At 49.6% G+C, this 17344-nt stretch carries 17 protein-coding genes and 1 pseudogene; all 18 read right to left on the bottom strand.

What is annotated here, in order from left to right; all coding sequences use genetic code 11:
* Positions 1-6: 6 nt before the first annotated feature.
* On the bottom strand, positions 7-1677 hold the full coding sequence (locus OCV31_RS04185; protein WP_148472910.1) for a glycosyl hydrolase family 18 protein: 1671 nt from the start codon (positions 1675-1677) through the stop codon (positions 7-9).
* A gap of 71 nt (positions 1678-1748) precedes the next feature.
* Entirely contained in the window at positions 1749-2093 is a 345-nt protein-coding gene (gene rplS, locus OCV31_RS04180) for a 50S ribosomal protein L19 (protein WP_108831409.1), read from the bottom strand.
* On the bottom strand, positions 2080-2829 hold the full coding sequence (gene trmD / locus OCV31_RS04175; RefSeq protein WP_148472908.1) for a tRNA (guanosine(37)-N1)-methyltransferase TrmD: 750 nt from the start codon (positions 2827-2829) through the stop codon (positions 2080-2082). The genes rplS and trmD overlap by 14 nt, the downstream gene beginning before the upstream one ends.
* On the bottom strand, positions 2826-3326 hold the full coding sequence (gene rimM / locus OCV31_RS04170; RefSeq protein ID WP_148472906.1) for a ribosome maturation factor RimM: 501 nt from the start codon (positions 3324-3326) through the stop codon (positions 2826-2828). Before rimM ends, trmD begins: the two co-directional genes overlap by 4 nt.
* Positions 3310-3549 (bottom strand): KH domain-containing protein, encoded by a 240-nt coding sequence (locus OCV31_RS04165; protein ID WP_148472904.1) that lies wholly within the window; start codon positions 3547-3549, stop codon positions 3310-3312. The genes rimM and OCV31_RS04165 overlap by 17 nt, the downstream gene beginning before the upstream one ends.
* A gap of 287 nt (positions 3550-3836) precedes the next feature.
* Positions 3837-4082 (bottom strand): annotated as a pseudogene (rpsP, locus tag OCV31_RS04160) (30S ribosomal protein S16); the annotation flags it as partial.
* A gap of 22 nt (positions 4083-4104) precedes the next feature.
* Entirely contained in the window at positions 4105-5442 is a 1338-nt protein-coding gene (gene ffh, locus OCV31_RS04155) for a signal recognition particle protein (protein ID WP_148472900.1), read from the bottom strand.
* Positions 5432-5791: a YlxM family DNA-binding protein gene (gene ylxM, locus OCV31_RS04150; RefSeq protein WP_267303800.1), complete on the bottom strand. Its 360-nt coding sequence runs from the start codon at positions 5789-5791 to the stop codon at positions 5432-5434. Before ylxM ends, ffh begins: the two co-directional genes overlap by 11 nt.
* A 74-nt stretch (positions 5792-5865) precedes the next feature.
* Positions 5866-7029, bottom strand: a complete 1164-nt coding sequence (gene alr, locus OCV31_RS04145) for an alanine racemase (protein WP_148472896.1) — start codon at positions 7027-7029, stop codon at positions 5866-5868.
* Positions 7030-7124: 95 nt separating this feature from the next.
* Positions 7125-8621, bottom strand: coding sequence for a signal recognition particle-docking protein FtsY (ftsY, locus tag OCV31_RS04140; RefSeq protein ID WP_148472894.1), 1497 nt, complete (start codon positions 8619-8621; stop codon positions 7125-7127).
* Entirely contained in the window at positions 8590-12153 is a 3564-nt protein-coding gene (gene smc / locus OCV31_RS04135; protein WP_148472891.1) for a chromosome segregation protein SMC, read from the bottom strand. The genes ftsY and smc overlap by 32 nt, the downstream gene beginning before the upstream one ends.
* Positions 12140-13132, bottom strand: coding sequence for an elongator complex protein 3 (locus OCV31_RS04130; protein WP_148472889.1), 993 nt, complete (start codon positions 13130-13132; stop codon positions 12140-12142). Before OCV31_RS04130 ends, smc begins: the two co-directional genes overlap by 14 nt.
* Entirely contained in the window at positions 13119-13793 is a 675-nt protein-coding gene (gene rnc / locus OCV31_RS04125) for a ribonuclease III (RefSeq protein ID WP_148472887.1), read from the bottom strand. Before rnc ends, OCV31_RS04130 begins: the two co-directional genes overlap by 14 nt.
* Positions 13790-14020 carry an acyl carrier protein gene (locus OCV31_RS04120; RefSeq protein ID WP_108831421.1) on the bottom strand — a complete coding sequence of 77 codons (231 nt, stop codon included), beginning with the start codon at positions 14018-14020 and terminating at the stop codon, positions 13790-13792. Before OCV31_RS04120 ends, rnc begins: the two co-directional genes overlap by 4 nt.
* Positions 14017-14967 carry a phosphate acyltransferase PlsX gene (gene plsX, locus OCV31_RS04115; RefSeq protein ID WP_148472885.1) on the bottom strand — a complete coding sequence of 317 codons (951 nt, stop codon included), beginning with the start codon at positions 14965-14967 and terminating at the stop codon, positions 14017-14019. The genes OCV31_RS04120 and plsX overlap by 4 nt, the downstream gene beginning before the upstream one ends.
* A 464-nt stretch (positions 14968-15431) precedes the next feature.
* Positions 15432-15689: a phage holin family protein gene (locus OCV31_RS04110; protein WP_148472883.1), complete on the bottom strand. Its 258-nt coding sequence runs from the start codon at positions 15687-15689 to the stop codon at positions 15432-15434.
* A complete protein-coding gene (locus OCV31_RS04105) occupies positions 15634-16908 on the bottom strand; it encodes a glucosaminidase domain-containing protein (RefSeq protein WP_267303799.1) in 1275 nt (424 codons plus the stop codon). The genes OCV31_RS04110 and OCV31_RS04105 overlap by 56 nt, the downstream gene beginning before the upstream one ends.
* Positions 16889-17335 carry a phage holin family protein gene (locus OCV31_RS04100; RefSeq protein ID WP_148472879.1) on the bottom strand — a complete coding sequence of 149 codons (447 nt, stop codon included), beginning with the start codon at positions 17333-17335 and terminating at the stop codon, positions 16889-16891. Before OCV31_RS04100 ends, OCV31_RS04105 begins: the two co-directional genes overlap by 20 nt.
* Between the last annotated feature and the right edge of the window lie 9 nt (positions 17336-17344).

The raw sequence follows: 17344 nt of genomic DNA, 5'->3' as shown, positions 1-17344 counted from the left end.
CAATTTCTATTGATAGGGATAGCGGTATTTACTGAATTGATCCGCCATGGCACCCCACACATCCGGTGTCTCGAATCCGAGACGCCAGGAAGAAATCCCCGCCAAATTGTATTTGCGCATCAAAGACACCTTCCAGCTGACGGATTCCGCGTTTTCGATCCAAATCTTTTCGCTCTTTCCGTTCACGCTTTGCTCGATGGTGTACTGCTTCGCTTCATCGTCCCACGTAGGATTTAAACCATGGGCCGTGACGTAATCGGCTGTGGTTTTCATGCCCACAGCACTGGATGTAAGCCCCTTGTCTCCTTCTTTCCACAAACGGGCATAGAAGGGCACGGAAAGAATGAATTTTTCCGGCGGAATATCTTTTAGGCTGAGGTTGATATTGCCTTCCACCCATTTGTATTCGGCGACGGATCCGGCTTTTTCGGAGCTTCCCCAGTGTTGGTCGTAGGCCATTAAGACCACATAGTCGCAGATTTCGGCCAAGGCCTTGCGGTCGTAAAGCTCATTTTCCACATTTTTAGAAATCTGCGGCGTGACGCAGACGGAAACTAACAGGTCTGCCGCCCGGGCCTCTTCGGCCACTTCTCTGACAAAGGTCGTTAAGGCATCGCGATCTTCCACTTTGGTGTTTTCAAAGTCGATATTAATGCCCTTCATGCCGTAGGCTTTGGCAAAATTCACGTAGGTGGATACAGCCCTTTTCCGCGCCTCTTCATTTTGCAGGAATTGATGGGTCAGCTCGGGATCGAAACTGTTGTCCAGATAGGCCCAGGTGGCCACGCCTAATTTTGCGTAATTTTCGACGTAGCGTATATCTCCGCGGTCACGAATGTCTCCTTGGGCATTTTCCACGGAAAACCACGTGGGAATCACCACGTCCAAACCGTCGATTTTCTTGATGCCCGCAATGACTTCGTCCTTCACTTGGGCATAGGTGTAGTCGTAGGTAATATTCAGAGGCTTTTTAACGGCCGATTGCTGCACGAGGCCGCTGTCCGCCGTGTACTCGCCGCCGTCCAGGGTTTCAACCTGCAAATTATCTTCGCGTATCCACCCAAGGTAGCCGTCTTGCTCTCTGACGCGATACCAATCGCCTTTTTTGCCGTAAACCCAAAGCTTGGCATCGGCTTTTAAGGTGGCGACAATGGGCGAATCCGTGGTGTCGGATTCACGTAAATTCACGCCGTCGCCGGCCAGTGTACCTGCGGCGTGTTTTTTCATGCGATTGTCCATGACCAGGACATTTTTGTCCTTTTCGTAATTCATGGCAATGGGATAATCGTGAACGAAGGCTTCCACCGGAATAAAGATTTGATCGTCCTTTTTAACGAGGGGATCTCTTAAACCGATTTTACCACCGTTCACCGTGGCTTCCTTGCTGTCTAAAGGCAAGACTTTTTCGCCGCTCTTGTTGTTGAAGACGACGGCAGCCTTTGCTTCATCGTAGTGCGCCGAGTCGTCCAGGTATTTTTGCACGCCTTCGAGGGACATGTAGTACTGACCGTCTTCGCGCATGGCATATTTTGCCGGCACAAGTTGATCTTCGTAGATAATGTGGAAGGTTTTGTACGTTTCAGAGTATTGATTGTTGCCGCCCGCTTTATTTAAAACGGTGTAACCGCCAAATAATACGCCGGCAAGAACCAATAGCAATATAAGTAGTTTTTTCATGGTACCTGCTACTTTCTTAAACAGGAAAAGATTTTAAAAGAATAGGCACTGCAAAAGCAATGCCTAAACAATTAAAACTTCTTTTCTTTAACTTTGGCCGCTTTACCTTGGCGATCGCGTAAGTAGTAAAGTTTTGCACGACGAACTTTACCACGCTTTAATACCTTGATTTCGGCGATTCTCGGAGAGTGTACCGGGAATGTTCTTTCGACGCCGACACCATAGGAAAGGCGTCTGACGGTAAAGGTTTCGTTGATGCCGCCGCCTTGACGTTTGATGACGGTGCCTTCGAAGGCTTGGATTCTTTCTCTGGAACCTTCGATGATGCGGTAGTTTACTTGTACGGTGTCGCCTGCTTTAAATTCAGGCACATTGTCTTTTAATTGCGCTTGTTCAATGGATTTAATGATGTCCATGCTTTTCCCCCTCTTGTTTTTCTTTAAGAGTCTGTAAAAAACTCTTGTCCGACTCCGAAAGCTCCGCTGTCTCTAACAGATCGGGCCTACGCTCGTAGGTCACTTTCAGAGCTTCTCTTCTTCTATATTCTTTGATCTTTCGGTGATTGCCGCTCATAAGCACGTCGGGTACGCAGTAGCCTCTGAAATTATAGGGCCTGGTGTAGTGCCCGTGTTCCAAAAGGCCTTGGCTGTGGGATTCTTCCACGGCCGAATCTTCGTTGCTCAAGACGCCTGCGATCAGTCGACTGACGCCGTCGATTAAGACCATGCTTCCCAGCTCTCCGCCGGAAAGGACGTAATCACCGATGGAAATCTCTTCGTCGATGTAGTGATCCAAGACCCGCTGATCGATGCCTTCGTAATGGCCGTTGACCAAAACGAGGTGCTCTTTCTTTGCCAGTTCTTCCAGCTTCGATTGCGTCAAGACCTTGCCTCGCGGCGATAAATGGATGACGTGACCGTCCCAACCGCGATTTTTTAATATGGCATCGGCAACCGGCTGGGCCTGCAAAACCATGCCCGGTCCGCCACCGTAGCTGTAATCGTCCACATTGTTGTGCTTATCCGTGGTGTAATCCCGGATATTGACGCAGTCCAGTCGGATCAAGCCCTTGTCCACGGCACGCCCGATAACGGAATAGGTCTTCATTGAATCGACAAATTCCGGAAATAAAGTCAGTACGGTAAATCTCATGAAAGCATCCCCTCGATGGGCTCGACGACGATGCCGCCCTGATCGACCGAACGAACAAAGGCTTTGACAAACGGGATGAGTACCTCGCCTTTTTCCGTGTCGATTACTAAAATATCGTTGCCGTGTTGGGTCATCACATCGGTAAGTTCGCCGATTACATCGCCTGAGGGCGTCGATACGGTCAGGCCGATCAAGTCATCGATAAAAAACTGGTCTTTTTCAAGGGGCTTGCGATCCTCGAAAGGAATGAATAATTTCTTTTTCAAAATTCCTTCCGCCGCGTTTCGCGTATCCACCCCCTGAATTTTTACAAGGGCCATGTTTTTTTGAACCGACGCCGACTCGACGGCCCGAAGGGCGTCGTCGCCTTCGATGTAGACGCGCTGAATCGTGTTGAATCGATCCGGCGAATCCGTGTAGTGATAGACCTTCACCATGCCGCGAATGCCGTGGGCCGATGTGATTAATCCGACGAGGACTTTATCCTTCTTTGGCATCGAAATCCACCGAGACCATCACTTGTTCTTTCGTTCCCACCGCTTTGGCGATGCTGCGAATGGAGCGGGCGATCTTTCCTTGACGTCCGATGACGCGCCCCATGTCGTCGGGATTCAGATACACTTGGATGTGGACCTCGTCGCCGTCTCTGGTTTCGATCACTTCGACGGACTCTCGGTCCATAACGAGCTTCGAGACGATGTAGTGAATTAACGCTTCCATGGTCTCACCTCCTGGTTCGAACCTTATGCTTCTTCAGCAACTTCTTCCGCTTCAGCTTCTTCTGCGACTTCTTCTTCGCCTTCAGCTTCTTCCGCTTCAGCTTCGGCAGCTTCTGCTTCAGCTGCGGCTTTGGCTTTGGCTTCTTCAGCTTCTTTGGCTTTCTTTTCTTTTGCTTCTTCGTCTAAGCGATCCAATTCAGCTTCTCTTTCGGCGCGTGCCTTGCGTTCGGCGGCCATTTTTTCTTCGCGCTTCGCCTTTTGTACGTCGGTGTTATCGAAGTTGCCGGTTGCTTCATAAACAGCATTTTCCTTGAAGAGACGTTCGACGGTATCCGTGGGTTTTGCGCCGTTTTTAATCCAGCTGTTTGCCTTGTCGGCGTCGACGCGCAAAATCTTCGGTTCCGTTAAGGGGTTGTAATAACCGATTTCTTCAATGAAACGGCCGTCTCTCGGTTTTCTGGAATCTGCTACTACGATTCTGTAAAAGGGATTCTTCTTGGAACCCATTCTCTTTAATCTGATTTTTACTGCCATTATATCCTCCCATATTTCTCATTTAAAACGGAAAAGGCATCTTCATTTTGCGTCTGCCCTTTCCTCCACTCATCGCGCCGAGCTTTTTCATCATTTTACGCAATTCTTTAAATTGCTTTAACAGCCCGTTCACCTGTCTTACATCGGTACCCGATCCTTGGGCAATGCGCTTTTTCCTCGAACTGTCGATGATCTCCGGGTGGGTTCGCTCTTTTTTCGTCATGGATTGAATAATCGCCTCCACGCGAGCGAATTCCTTTTCGTCGATCTTTAAATTTTTCATGGCCTTGTTGTTCATGCCGGGAAGCATGCCCAACAAGTCTTCCAGCGGACCTAAATTTCGCATCTGCTGCATTTGATCCAGAAAGTCGTCGAAGGTGAAGGTTTGGGAACGAATTTTTTCTTCCAATTCCTTGGCTTTTTTCTCGTCCACAAATTCTTCGGCCTTTTCGATAAGGCCCACCACGTCGCCCATGCCCAAAATCCGCTTCGCCATGCGATCCGGATGGAACACTTCCAGAGCGTCCAGTTTTTCGCCCAGGGCGATAAACTTAATGGGCACATCCGTTACCGAACGAATGGAAAGTGCCGCGCCGCCTCGGGCGTCGCCGTCCAACTTCGTAAGTACCACGCCGGTAATGGACAGAGCGTCGTTAAAGGCCTGAGCCACTTTTACCGCATCTTGACCGGTCATGGCATCTAAAACCAAGAGGATTTCCGTCGGCGCCGTGGCCTCTTTAATCCCTTTAATTTCATCCATTAGGGCCTCATCCACGTGGAGGCGGCCCGCCGTGTCGATGATGACCACGTCGTTGCCGTTGGCCTTGGCGTGCTCGACGCCGCGCCGTGCTATGGCCACGGGATCTTCGTCGGTTCCCTGAGCGAAGACGGGAACCTGAACTTGTGATGCCAATACTTCCAATTGCTTAATGGCCGCCGGGCGGTAAACGTCGCAGGCCACGAGGAGCGGCCGCTTGTTTTGCTTTTTCAATAAGCGCGCCAGCTTCGCCGTGGTGGTGGTCTTGCCGGCCCCTTGCAGACCGGTCATTAAGATGACCGTCGGATTTTTGGAAAAATCAATTTTTTCCGCGTTGTCGCCCATTAAGGCCGACAGCTCTTCCATAACGATTTTGATGACCTGTTGGCCCGGCGTCAAGCTTTCCATGACGTCGCTGCCCAAGGAGCGTTCTTTTACTTTCTTTACAAAGGATTTGACGACTTTAAAATTGACATCAGCCTCGAGCAGTGCCAATTTAACTTCGCGCATCGCCTCGTCGACATCTTGCTCGGTTACTTTGCCTTTGCCGCGCAATTTGCCGATCGTGTCTTGCAATTTATCGCCCAGGGATTCAAATATCATAGTATCCCTCCTTATCTATACGAGTTTCAATCGAATCGATGATTTCATGAAAACGGGCCTCCCGGGAAAAGAGCCTGAGCTCTTCCAAGGATGCGACGATGGCTTCCCCATCTTCTTTCCATCGCTTCGTTTTTTCGGCGAGCTTCAGGGTCGACTCGTAATTTTTCAGCGCCCCTTCCGCACGTTTAATGTGCTCGGAAATGGCCTGCTTCGAAATACTCAACAGATCGGAAATCTCGTTTAAGGAGTAGTCCTCCTTATAGTAGAGATCCATCACTTGCCTTTGCCTGTCGCTTAGCAATTCATCGTATAAGTCTAACAAAACATTGACGTGTACTGTCTTATCCATGATCACTCCCATAAAAAAACAGGGTCAGGTTAATTCCTTGACCCTGTGAATTATACTATCCCTTGGGGATATTGTCAATATTCGATGTGCATAATTTCGTCCACGGTCTTGTACCGCACACCGCCTTTCATATAGACCTTCGGCAACCGTTGTTTGAAGTGGGTAACGAAGGAGGTCGGGATTTCGTTATTGGCTGCGGCGATTTCTTCGATGGTAATTTCTTCGTCGCCTTGTCTACCGATAATGACCACTTCGTCGCCGACTTTGCAGTCAACGCCGGTGACATCCACCATCATTTGGTCCATGCAGATGCGGCCGATTTGCGGGCAGCGCTTGCCGCCGACGAGGACGTCGAATTTTTCAGACATGCTACGTTCCATGCCGTCGGCATAGCCGATGGGAATGGTGGCGATTTTTGTTTCCCCTTCGGTGACATAGATTTGACCGTAGCTGACGCCTTCGCCGGCACCGACGGCTTTTACGTGGCCGATTTCAGCCTTTAATTGAGCGACGAAGCGTACGTCGAAGTCTCTTCCGCCGGGATCGCCTTCCGTAGTGCCGTATTGAATAATACCGGGGCGAACGTATTCTAAGTCGAATTCTCTAAAGTTCATGAGGGCATGGGAATTGGATACGTGGCGATTCAATGTAATGCCCCGTTTTCTCAATTCTTGATAGACCCAATCGTAGCGTTCGTATTGTTTTAATGTAAAGTCGCGATCTTCATCGGCCAAAGCGAAGTGGGTGAACATGCCCTTTACTTCGATATTGTCCATGCGAACGATCTTTTCGATGGCATCGACGCTTTCATCCGTGGGCTTAAAGCCGATCCGGTTCATGCCCGAGTCGATGGCGATATGCACGCCGGCTCTCTTTCCCAGACGGCCGGCAAGAGCGTTTAATTTTTCCGCGACGTCCAGGCGATACAAAGCCATGTCGATGGAATTTTCAATCATCATGTCGGAAACTTCTTCCGGAGTATAGCCTAAGACCAAAATGTCGACTTTCGGAAGGGCGCGGCGCAAGGCGATCCCTTCGTTTCCGGAAGCGACAGCAAAGTGGGTGACGCCGCATTCTTTCATAGTCTTTGCAACTTCAATGGCACCGAAGGAGTAAGCATCCGCCTTCACAATGGAAATGACTTCAGTCCCTTCCTTTAAGTGGCGTTGAATTTCCAGCATGTTTTTCTTTACTTGATCGAGATCAATTTCCAGCCAAGCGGGACGTGTGATTTTCATAATTACCTCCTCCAATCGCGCTTCGGATATAATTTCTTTTCTCTATTATCCGACTTTCTTCAATAAATTGCAAGAGGTAGATGAAAAAACAAATATTATTCCGTGCTAATTAACGCATTCGCAAAATCTTTTCCGGAAAAATCCTGAAGGTCCAGCATGCCTTCGCCTACGCCGATGAGTTTAATGGGAATGTCCAGCTCCTGTACCAAGGGCAGCACCACGCCGCCTTTGGCCGTGCCGTCTAATTTCGTGAGAATTAAACCGCTTAAGTCGGTGACTTCATCGAAGGTCTTCGCCTGGAGAATGGCGTTTTGGCCGGTGGTGGCGTCGAGAACCAAGAGAGATTCTTTTTGCGCATCCGGCGCTTCTTTTTCGATAATGCGGTGGATTTTCTCCAGCTCGTTCATTAAATTCTTTTTGTTGTGGAGACGGCCCGCCGTATCGCAAATTAACACGTCGATGTTTCTGGATTTTTGCGCCTGAATGGCGTCGTATACCACCGCCGCCGGATCGGCCCCTTCTTTGTGACTGATCACAGGCGTGCCGGAGCGCTCACCCCAGGTTTCGATTTGCTCGATGGCCGCCGCTCGGAAGGTGTCCGCCGCAGCGATTAATACGGATTTTCCTTCGCGCTTAAAGCGATAGGCCAATTTCCCGATGGTCGTTGTCTTGCCGACACCGTTGACGCCGACGATGAGAATGATGGCGGGAGAAGGCTCCACATGTAAGCGGTTCCGTTCCGGATCTCCTTCCAAAATGGCGCGAATCTCTTCCGCCAAAAGGCCCTTCACTTTTTTCGGGTCTTGGATTTGTTTTTCGCGAATGGTTTCTTTTAGGCGATCGATTAAGGTCATGGTAGTTTCCATGCCCATGTCCGAGGAGATTAAGAGGTCTTCCAAATCTTCCATCATCTCGTCGTCGATCTTGACGTAATTGCCCAAAATATCGTTGATCTTATAGTTCATGTCGTCTCTGGTTTTTTCAAGCCCTTGTTTCAGGCGCTTAAACCAGCCGACTTTCTCTTCAACTTCGTCGGATGCATCTTCTTTCGATTTATCTTCTTCTGCAGGTGCTTCTTCCCCGGTCACTTCGGATTCTGAGGCGACTTCATCCGCCGCTTGTTCCTCCTCGACTTCTTTTTCGCCGGGCGCATCAGATGCCGCTGCATTGTCTTCTTCAATTTTCGTTTCAGATTCAACCGCCCGCTGATCCGCATCGGCCGGTACGATTTCACTTTCTTCGGCGGGAATTGTCGTTTCTTCCTCAGGCTGTTCCTCTGCCGACTCTTCTTCCTCGGGCAATTCCTCTGTCGCTTCTTTTTCCGGCTCGATGCCAGCCTCCGCTTTTTCTCCCTCCTCTTCCGAGGCTTCCTTCTCTTCCGGTTTGGAAAAATCGTAGGCCTTGTGTTTTACGGGATCTGCCGTCTCTTTCGGATCTTCTTTCTCGTCCGCCGGCGCTTCGTCGGCGCCATCCGCGATATCTTCCGGTGCCTCCTCGGCCTTTTCCGTTTCAGCTTTGTCTATGTCCTGTTTTTCTTCCTTCTCTCCATTGGCATCCTGTTTACCGATTTTTCGCTTGATCCACTCCAACATGAGATTCGACCTCCTCTAATTCTAAAAATAACAAACGGGAAATTCCTTTTTCTTCCATGGTGACGCCGTAAATTTCATTGGCCATTTCCATGGTCTGCTTCCTGTGGGTAATCATAATAAATTGCATGTCTTCGATTTGTTTCACGTAATTCGAATAGCGGCGAATGTTGGCATCGTCCAAGGCCGCGTCGATTTCGTCGACGATGCAAAAGGGCGACTGACGCATGCGTAACAAGGCGAACAAAAGGGCCACCGCCGTCATGGACCGCTCGCCGCCGGATAAGAGGGAAAGGGATTGAAGCTTTTTCCCCGGCGGTTGGGCGGAAATTAAGATGCCCGCCTCCAAAATGTCTCCTTCGTCCCAAGCCAGAGATGCCTTTCCTCCTTGAAAGAGCTCGCGGAAGATGTCGTTGAAGTAGCCGTTGATTAGTATGAGGGCTTCTTCCAATTGCTTGCGCATATCTTTGTCCAGGCGCTTGATCATTTTTTCCAATTTTTCCTTGGAAAGCACCAAGTCTTCTCGCTGTTCCGACAAAAAGTCTACCCGTTCTTTCCAAATGCTGTACTGCTCCAGGGCATCGCCGTCCACCGGTCCGATTTGCAGAATTTCTTTTTCAATGGCGCTTTCTTTATTCCTCAGCGTCGTGACGGAAAGGTTCAGTAGCGCATCGATGTCTCCCGGGTCGGTGCTTTGCGCCAGGGCATCGGTGAAGATAATCGCCGCCCGATCCGCTTCTTCCAATTGATTTTGAAGGCGGACCAAATCTTTTTCCAGGGCAAAGGCATGCTCCTTCTTCGCTTCCAGGGCCGACTTCTCTTCCCGAAGCTTTTGTCTTTCGTCGGAGACATGCTCTTTTAATGACGCGAGGGATTCTCGGAGCACCGCCACTCGCTCTTCCATGCGGGCCTCTTCCGGTTGCGCCTCTGCCACAGATGCCTCAAGCTTTTCCATTTCATCGGCCATGGCACGAGCTTCTCTTTCCGCGACTTCGAGACGGGTTTTTGTACCCGAAGCGTCGCGCTGAATTTGCTCCAGTCGCAGAGACTCTTCTCTGTAAGCGGCGATGATTTTCTGATGCTCGATTTTCGCCCCGTTTAATTCCTCTCGCTTTTCATCTAAGCTGCGGTGCCATCGGTCGCTGTCGTCGTCTTCTAGCGACGTCCACTCTTTCTCCGAGGTTGCAATTTCTTCTAGGGCCTCTTCTTGTTCCTTACACTCCTCTTCGTCGCGACCTAAAGCCGCCGTTTCCTTCTCAATCTCTGCGTCTAAGGACGCCTGTTGCTCTTCGCTGTGTTCCAGGGCGGAGCGCAGGCGATAGAGCTTCTCTTCCGCCCTGCGGCACGCCTCTTTCTTCTCCTCATGGGCTTCGGCCAGCTCTTTTTCTTTATTTTTTAAATCGCCGTAGGCTGCATGCAAATGCTCATATTGTTTCTTCGCTTCGTTTAGCTCCTTGGAAATCGTCACCAGCTCCGAAGCTTTTTTGGCTATTTCGCCGTCTCGCGTGTAGAGATCCGTGGATCCGCTTTTCGCCTGGCCGCCGGTAATGGCGCCGCCCACTTGAAAGACGTCGCCGCCTTTGGTGACGATGCGATAGCGGTGCTTTAAGTCTTTGGCCAGTTGCTTCGCCTCATCCACCGTCTCCACCAAAAGAATGCGGCCCAAGAGAAAGTTCGCCACCGGGCGCAGGGAATCCTCGCAACGGACGCAATCCGATGCCACGCGGAAGGGAATGGCCGTTTGTCGAGAGAGATCCCCGGGGAGAGGGCGTGGCGTCAAGTTGTTTAAGGGTAGGAAGGTGAGACGACCCATTTTCCGGCTCTTTAGGTAAGAAAGAATCGTGCCGATTCTTCGATCGTCTTTTAGGATGATGTTTTGTCCGCCGTAGCCAAGCGCTGTGGATATGGCCAAGGCGTCCGCTTCCTCCACGTGAAGATGCTCCGCCACCGGTCCGATCACGGCATTGTAGAAGGATTCCGACCGAGCAGATTTCAGAAACTGCTTGACGCCATGTTGAAAACCTTCGTGATTGTCCCGAAGACGTTCCAAGTAACGCTTTTCGCGCTCAATCCCTTCCATACCCATGGTCAGATTTTTTATCTGCCCGTCGATTGCGTCGATTCGGCTTTTTATGTCGACGAGGGAATCGCGGGTTCCCGAAAGCCGTTTTTCTAAATCCGCCGACGCGCCTTTTAATTGCGATTCTTTCTCTTCGTAATCAAAAAGGTTTTTCGCGAGTTCTTCTGTTTCCCGCGCCCATTCCTTTCTTCGATCCTTCAGTTGCGCCAGCCGTTCTGCGCGTTCTTTTAATAAGTAATCCAAGGCCTGCAGGCGCGATTCCAGGGAATGACGTCGGTCGGCTAATTGATCCAAGGCCTCGCGGCGGGATTTTTCACCTGAATCCACGGCCGCCACCTTTTCCACGACGCGCTCGTAGTCGGCCTTCATCCCATCGAGGGCAGACGCTTTTTCGTCCATGCGCCCTTTAAGGGCTTGCACCTCTTTTTCCTGCTTTTCCGATGCGGCTAGAAGACCTTCCAATTCCGTCCGCAGGGTTTTGGCGGCGGCTTCTCTTTCGGTTTTCGCTTCTTTTAAGTAGTTACCTCGTTCGATTTTTGAGCGCAGATCCCCGGAGGCTTGCTCCTTTTTTCGAATCAGGGTCAGGATTTCGTCGCTGAGGGCCCCTTCGTTGTCGCCGTCGGATTCGATTTTTAATTCTTTTTCCTGAATCGCAGCTTCGAGGAGGCGATTCGCCTCTTTCTCTTCCTGCCAGGCGGCCTCCGATTCTTTGTAGCGCGCTCGAATTTTCTCCTGCTTTTCTTTCGCCGAGGCCACTTCCCGCGTTAGGAGGGCATAGCTGTACTTTTCCTTTTCCGAATCCAATTCGTTGAGCCGCAGGGCCTTCGTTCGCTTCTCTTCCATTTCGCCGGAGCGATTCTTCAGTTCGGAGAAAATATCGTCGATGCGCTCGATATGCTCCGTGGTTTTATTTAAATTCCGAAGGGTTTCCTCCTTGCGCAATTTAAATTTGCTGATTCCCGCAGCTTCTTCGAAGGCATTTCTGCGGTCCTGGGGACGGGTGCTTAATATCTCTTCGATTTGGCCTTGGCCGATAAAGGAATAGCCGTTTTTTCCGATACCCGTGTCGAGAAAAATCTCCCGCACGTCTTTTTGGCGCACCCGCTTTTTGTTAATGGTATACTGACTTTCGCCGGAGCGGAAATACTTTCTGGAAACGGAAAGCTCTTCGTAGGGCAAATCAAAAAAGCCGTCCTTGTTGTCAAATGTGAGAACGACTTCTGCAAAATTCACGCCTTGATGGCGATCGGTGCCGCTGAAAATAACATCTTCCATTTTATTTCCACGGAGTTGTTTGACGCTGGATTCGCCTAAGGCCCACATAATGCCGTCGACGATATTGCTCTTGCCGCTGCCGTTGGGCCCGACAATGGCCGTAATGTCTTCGGAAAAGCGAATGTGCGTCCGCTTGGCGAAGGATTTAAAGCCGTAAAGCTCCATTTCAATTAAATGCATGGGTGTATTCCTCTCCGTTGATCTGCAGTTCTTCCTCGACCGAATTCTTGCTCCGAAAGGCCACGGGCCCGTAAACGGCCTCGAGGGCCTTCCTGCCGTAGCCGAAGGGGCCGACCAGGCGATTAATCGCCCTGTGGCTTCCCTCCACCGATTCGACGGCCTTGTACTTTTTAAAAATCGGCGCCAACAGGCGATGGGACTCGGCGAATTCTCTGAAATTATCGTGGTAAGGGCCTTCCACGTAGGCGCCGCGCTCCATTTGCGGCAGTCCGACCCGTATGACGGGGACTGATGCGGCGTCGTAAAGATCCAAAAGATATGCCGCCCGCTCAATGGCCTCTTTTAAGGACAGGGGATGAAATTCTCCCGCCGCAACCATGGCGTAGAGTTTCGTGTTCTTAAAGACCACCGTGGGATAGATCCGCGCGAAATCCCCGCGCTCGGCGATCCAGCGAGCCGTCTTTACATCTTTTTCAAAGGAATCTTCCGGCAGGCCGATCATCTGCTGCAGGCCCACGTGGAATCCCGCGGCTTTTGCCAAGACGACTGTGCGGTCCATCTCCTCGACGGATACGCCGCGCTTTGCGGCCGTCAAAACATCGGGATCAACCGATTGAATGCCGAACTCCACGGTTTTTACGCCGAAAGATTTCAGACGCGCGAAGTCTTCTTCACATAATTTCTCCGGCCGCGTAGACAGGCGAATGCCCGAAAGGGCGCCGGAGCTGATAAAAGGCTGTGCGGCTTGAAGAAGCTCGTTTTGTTTCTCCACAGGAAGCATGGTAAATGTGCCGCCGTAAAAAGCCACCTCCGCAGGCGAGTAGGCGCCGTTTTCAAGCCCTCTTACGATCTGACGGTCCACGTCTTCTCCCGAAACAGTGCTCGAAATGCCGGTGATCTGATTTTGATCGCAGTAAACGCACTTCACCGGGCAACCGGCAAAGGGTATGAAAATGGGAATAATATTACGCTTCGCCATGATCCATCTTTCTCAGCGCTTCGGCGGCAGCGGCGCCCTCTGCGGTCTTCCTGTTGCGTCCCCGACCCGTGGCCACGGCCCGGCCCAAAACATAGACCGTGGCTTCAAAGCGGTCTTCATCGCCGAAGGCCGACGGATTGATTTCGCGGAGATCATAATCCACGCCGTTTTTTCGGTACTTCTTTTGCACCGCTTCCTGCAAGAGAGATTTGTAATCCGCCCTAAAGTTTCTGCGCCCGGCGAGCAATGTTTTTTCCACAAAAGCGCGGGCCGCATCCAAGCCTCGATCGCAGTAAATGGCGCCGAGTAGGGATTCGTATAAATCGTCGCTGTGGATATTGAACTTCTCATCTTTCTTTAATTCCTCGCCCATAAGCAAAAAAGATCCCAAATCCAAGGCTTCGGCAGCCGCCTTTAAGGCCGATTCGCATACCAAATCGGCACGCATCTTCGTCAACGCGCCTTCTTCTTCATCACAGTGCGAGTAAAGGTAGTCGCCGACGATAAAATTCAACAAGCTGTCGCCTAAAAATTCCAAGCGCTCGTAGGACTGTGCATTTCTCTCTTTGCTGTACGTCTTGTGAGAAAAAGCCTCGGTCAACAGGGCCGGATTCTTAAAACGAATGCCGACCCGCGCCTCCAATTCATGAAAGGACGTCAATCCAGATCAAACTCTTCCAGTAAGTCCAACACATCGCCGATGCTTCGGACTTTTTCCAGGCGATCCTCGTCGATTTCGATGTCGAATTCATCTTCCACGCTCATAATCAACTCCACCAACTCGATGGAGTCCATATTTAAATCGTCGATAAAATCCATGGAAGGGTCCAGTTCATCTACGGAACGGTTCACCTGTTCGGCAATAATTTCTAAAATTCTTTCTCTCATTGTCCTGCTCCTTCTCTATATTCGTCTCCTCGCACCATGCGCACCAGTGCCTCCGTCGCCGATAAAATGGCCTCGGAATTTGATGCGCCGTGGGCTTTAAATAAGGGTTTCTCAAGGCCCAACAAAGGCACGCCGCCGTAACGACTGTAATCCAGATCCCCTAAGATGCTCTTAGCCAACATCTTCAGTTCACCGGCCTTCTCGCTCCCTTTGGCAGCCGATGCCACGCCATGTTGAATGTATCCCACCGTGCCTTCGATGGTCTTCAGTAAAATATTTCCGGCGAAGCCGTCGGTGACAATGACGTTCACATTGTTAAACAGGACATCTCTCGCCTCGATGTTTCCGGCAAAGTGCTCGATGCCGTCGGCCATGAGCGCGTAGGCCGCCTTGACCTGTTGATTGCCCTTGCCTTCTTCCGTGCCCACGTTTAACAGGGCTACCGTCGGCGCTTCCACGCCTTCGACATCGCGCAGGTAACTTTGGCCCATTTCGGCAAAACTTAAAAGCATTTCATGGGAGGCGTCCATATTGGCCCCCACGTCTAAAATTAATTTCTTTTGGCCGCTGATTTCTAAATAAACCGGAAGAGCGGCCCGTTCAACGCCTTCTTTTCGCTTCACGATAAACATGCCACCGGCCAACAAAGCGCCGGTGCTTCCCGCGCTGATCATGCCGTCGACTTTTCCCTCTTTTAAGGCACCGAGGCCCATGACAATGGCGCTGTCCTTCTTTTTCCGAATAGCAAGCGCCGGGCTGTCTTCCTGAGTAATGGCCGAGGCGCAGTGGACGATATGGCTTTCATCCACGCCATCGATGGCCTTTAAACGCGCTGCGTCGCCAAAAAAGATCGGCTCGATGCCCAAGGCCTCTTTCGCCTTCAGGGCCCCTTCGACAATCGCCTGAGGTGCGTGATCCCCGCCCTGGCAATCAAAAGCTATTTTCATGTGCGTTCTCCTTATATATAAACCGGAAATAAATGCGACTCTTCGATCCAACCTATTGTAATATAAACCCTTCCCGTCATTCAACTATTTGGCCGAAGACGAGGAGTTTTCTGCAAAAAAATAACCCTACAACTCTGAAAGCTGTAAGGTTAAACACGTCAATGCGATCCCGCCACCGAGACAATATGCCCGGTATAGGGAGTCTACATGGTGCGGGAAAGAGGACTTGATACCACATTTCGAATAACGCTGTATTTTCCAATACTTTCAACGCTTTAGAGCCTGAATTGTTGGCTACAAGTTGGCTATTGTGCTTATAGCCTGCTTTCATATTTTTAATTTCTCCATTTTTTTCGACGTCCTCAGATCGATTTTAAGGCCTTTTACAATCTCTATAGATATTATATCACCTTAGTCGGCGCTGCGAATTGAAGCTCCTTCGTTTTTCTGTATATCCGCAATGTCTACTTACGATTATTTTCATGCCCACTAACCATTCCGTAATCTCCTATGCGTGTTCCGCTTTCATAGAGACCAACGGCGGACAATCCAATCACAATTCCTGTAATCGCATTTTCTGCAGACAATCCCGCTAAAGCTAGTTGCATAATCATTCCGATTATAACCGCAAGCGTAGGGCAATACTTATTTGGAACTCCCGCTATTTTAAAGGCCTGTGTCAATCCGACGACTGCCGACGTCAGAACAATTGCATGTTGCATTTTTGCCTCCTTTTTGATCATAACGATAAAGCATTGTTACCATTTCTTCTCGCGTCATCTCAGCGCCAGGACGGGTGCCGTCAGTGATTCCTTTTTCTTTTCCCCACTCCCAAGCATCTTTCGCCCAGTCGGAAATTTTGTTAATGTCCATAATTACTCCTTTGTCGTATCTTTGCAAACCAAGTCTTTCTATTAAACTGACTAACTTTTTAGCATAATTAAGATCTGTTGCATACCCACATTCTTGAAGCGCTTTGCATTGATCCTTATAATTTTTAGCATTTAGTACCCGAGTATAATTCAACCGTCTCCAATCAGTGGAAAAGAAAAAATTATCGTGGTCAATAATGCTATCCTTAATAGATGGATATTTTCTAAATGCGGCGTTGATTTGATATTTTTCGCCCGACGTTTTTTGTTCCCACGTGGCCTTTGTATAGGTTTCTCCGTGCCAATCTAAAGAATCTTTAATCCCAAATAAATTGTTCGCATTTTTGGCCAGATCACTTCTGCCCCAGTCGCTTTCTAAAATTGCTTGGGCAATTGTTACCGACGGCAAAAGTCTTAATTTTGTACCGTTTAAATGTTCTCGTACAATTTCAACAAAGTCTTTGTCCTGAGGTTTTGCTGGTGCAGTATCACTTGTTTTAAGACCATAATAATTAGCCAGCACTTTGGCGGTAGCTTCTGCGCACGCCCTAAGGTTCGTTACAAACTTCCGAGCATCTTCGTGGTTATCGTGGAAAGCATGTTCAATAATAATATTTTTCTTTGCTAGACCATGCCTGAGAATCCCGTAATAATTCGAGCCGTTGCGGCTTCTCCTATATTTCGTGCCGCGATTGTTTGTTCCAATCGCGGTGGCAATGACGCTGCACAATTGATCACATAGAGATTTACAAGATTCCTTTGGATTTGTGCTGTCATAAATTTCCACGCCCGTTGCTCTTCCGTTTGCTGCGTTAGAGTGAACAGAAATCAAAAGGTCAAACCCCTTGGCTTTTGCACCTCGTGCTTTTAAGGACGGATCAGGGCCGATCGTTGATTTTGTCATCTCAACGTAAAAGCCGGCACGTTCCAATGCCGGCTTTAAAAAATCTCTTGAATAAATAAAGTTATTGTCCCCTTCATTACAGTAGGACCAACCAACAACCGGGACAAAACCGCGATTGTAGGCACGTCCGCCCCCGTGACCTGGATCAAGCATGATTTTTATCATTCTCACCCTCCTTAACATGATGTTTTAATTTTAGAGATTCAACATCGTCTAAACTTACCTCATTGATTTCTGATTGTATTCTTCTGAAAAACTGCGCAAACCACTTTGGAAGCGGCATTCCCATATCCGAATAATTTTCGACGATAGATACTCCATAAGTGGCTCCCATAGAGTAAATAAGGAATTTAGCTAACCAACCAAAACCCAGCAACCACAAATAAGGACAGGTTAAGAATATCAGTAGTATGACCGCCAGATGCTTTGCAATTCCTGCGGCACCCACTTTGCTATCCAAATCCTTGTTTACTATTGCTTTCGCCCACCCACTTACGACGTCGAGGATCACCAAGATTGTAAATAAGTGGTACAAATTTACTTTCGCAATCCTAGAATAGGCGGCAATAATCATGTCCAGTGTTACTTCCATAGATCACTC

The organism is Aedoeadaptatus acetigenes (genome assembly GCF_025566985.1).
Taxonomy (GTDB): Bacteria; Bacillota; Clostridia; order Tissierellales; family Peptoniphilaceae; genus Aedoeadaptatus; species Aedoeadaptatus acetigenes.
Note: the sequence above shows the minus strand (reverse complement) of the source record. Positions and strands in the feature narration are given on the sequence as shown.

Bases quoted from the DNA above. Each gene is read 5' to 3' on its own strand.
- rplS (WP_108831409.1), bottom strand. From the start codon at position 2,093: ATGGACATCATTAAATCCATTGAACAAGCGCAATTAAAAGACAATGTG.
- ftsY (WP_148472894.1), bottom strand. From the start codon at position 8,621: ATGTTGGAGTGGATCAAGCGAAAAATCGGTAAACAGGATGCCAATGGA.
- OCV31_RS04100 (WP_148472879.1), bottom strand. From the start codon at position 17,335: ATGGAAGTAACACTGGACATGATTATTGCCGCCTATTCTAGGATTGCG.
- alr (WP_148472896.1), bottom strand. From the start codon at position 7,029: ATGAAAATCACACGTCCCGCTTGGCTGGAAATTGATCTCGATCAAGTA.
- trmD (WP_148472908.1), bottom strand. From the start codon at position 2,829: ATGAGATTTACCGTACTGACTTTATTTCCGGAATTTGTCGATTCAATG.
- OCV31_RS04130 (WP_148472889.1), bottom strand. From the start codon at position 13,132: ATGGCGAAGCGTAATATTATTCCCATTTTCATACCCTTTGCCGGTTGC.
- OCV31_RS04105 (WP_267303799.1), bottom strand. From the start codon at position 16,908: ATGATAAAAATCATGCTTGATCCAGGTCACGGGGGCGGACGTGCCTAC.
- OCV31_RS04165 (WP_148472904.1), bottom strand. From the start codon at position 3,549: ATGGAAGCGTTAATTCACTACATCGTCTCGAAGCTCGTTATGGACCGA.
- ylxM (WP_267303800.1), bottom strand. From the start codon at position 5,791: ATGGATAAGACAGTACACGTCAATGTTTTGTTAGACTTATACGATGAA.
- OCV31_RS04120 (WP_108831421.1), bottom strand. From the start codon at position 14,020: ATGAGAGAAAGAATTTTAGAAATTATTGCCGAACAGGTGAACCGTTCC.
- rimM (WP_148472906.1), bottom strand. From the start codon at position 3,326: ATGCCAAAGAAGGATAAAGTCCTCGTCGGATTAATCACATCGGCCCAC.
- OCV31_RS04185 (WP_148472910.1), bottom strand. From the start codon at position 1,677: ATGAAAAAACTACTTATATTGCTATTGGTTCTTGCCGGCGTATTATTT.
- OCV31_RS04110 (WP_148472883.1), bottom strand. From the start codon at position 15,689: ATGCAACATGCAATTGTTCTGACGTCGGCAGTCGTCGGATTGACACAG.
- ffh (WP_148472900.1), bottom strand. From the start codon at position 5,442: ATGATATTTGAATCCCTGGGCGATAAATTGCAAGACACGATCGGCAAA.
- smc (WP_148472891.1), bottom strand. From the start codon at position 12,153: ATGCATTTAATTGAAATGGAGCTTTACGGCTTTAAATCCTTCGCCAAG.
- plsX (WP_148472885.1), bottom strand. From the start codon at position 14,967: ATGAAAATAGCTTTTGATTGCCAGGGCGGGGATCACGCACCTCAGGCG.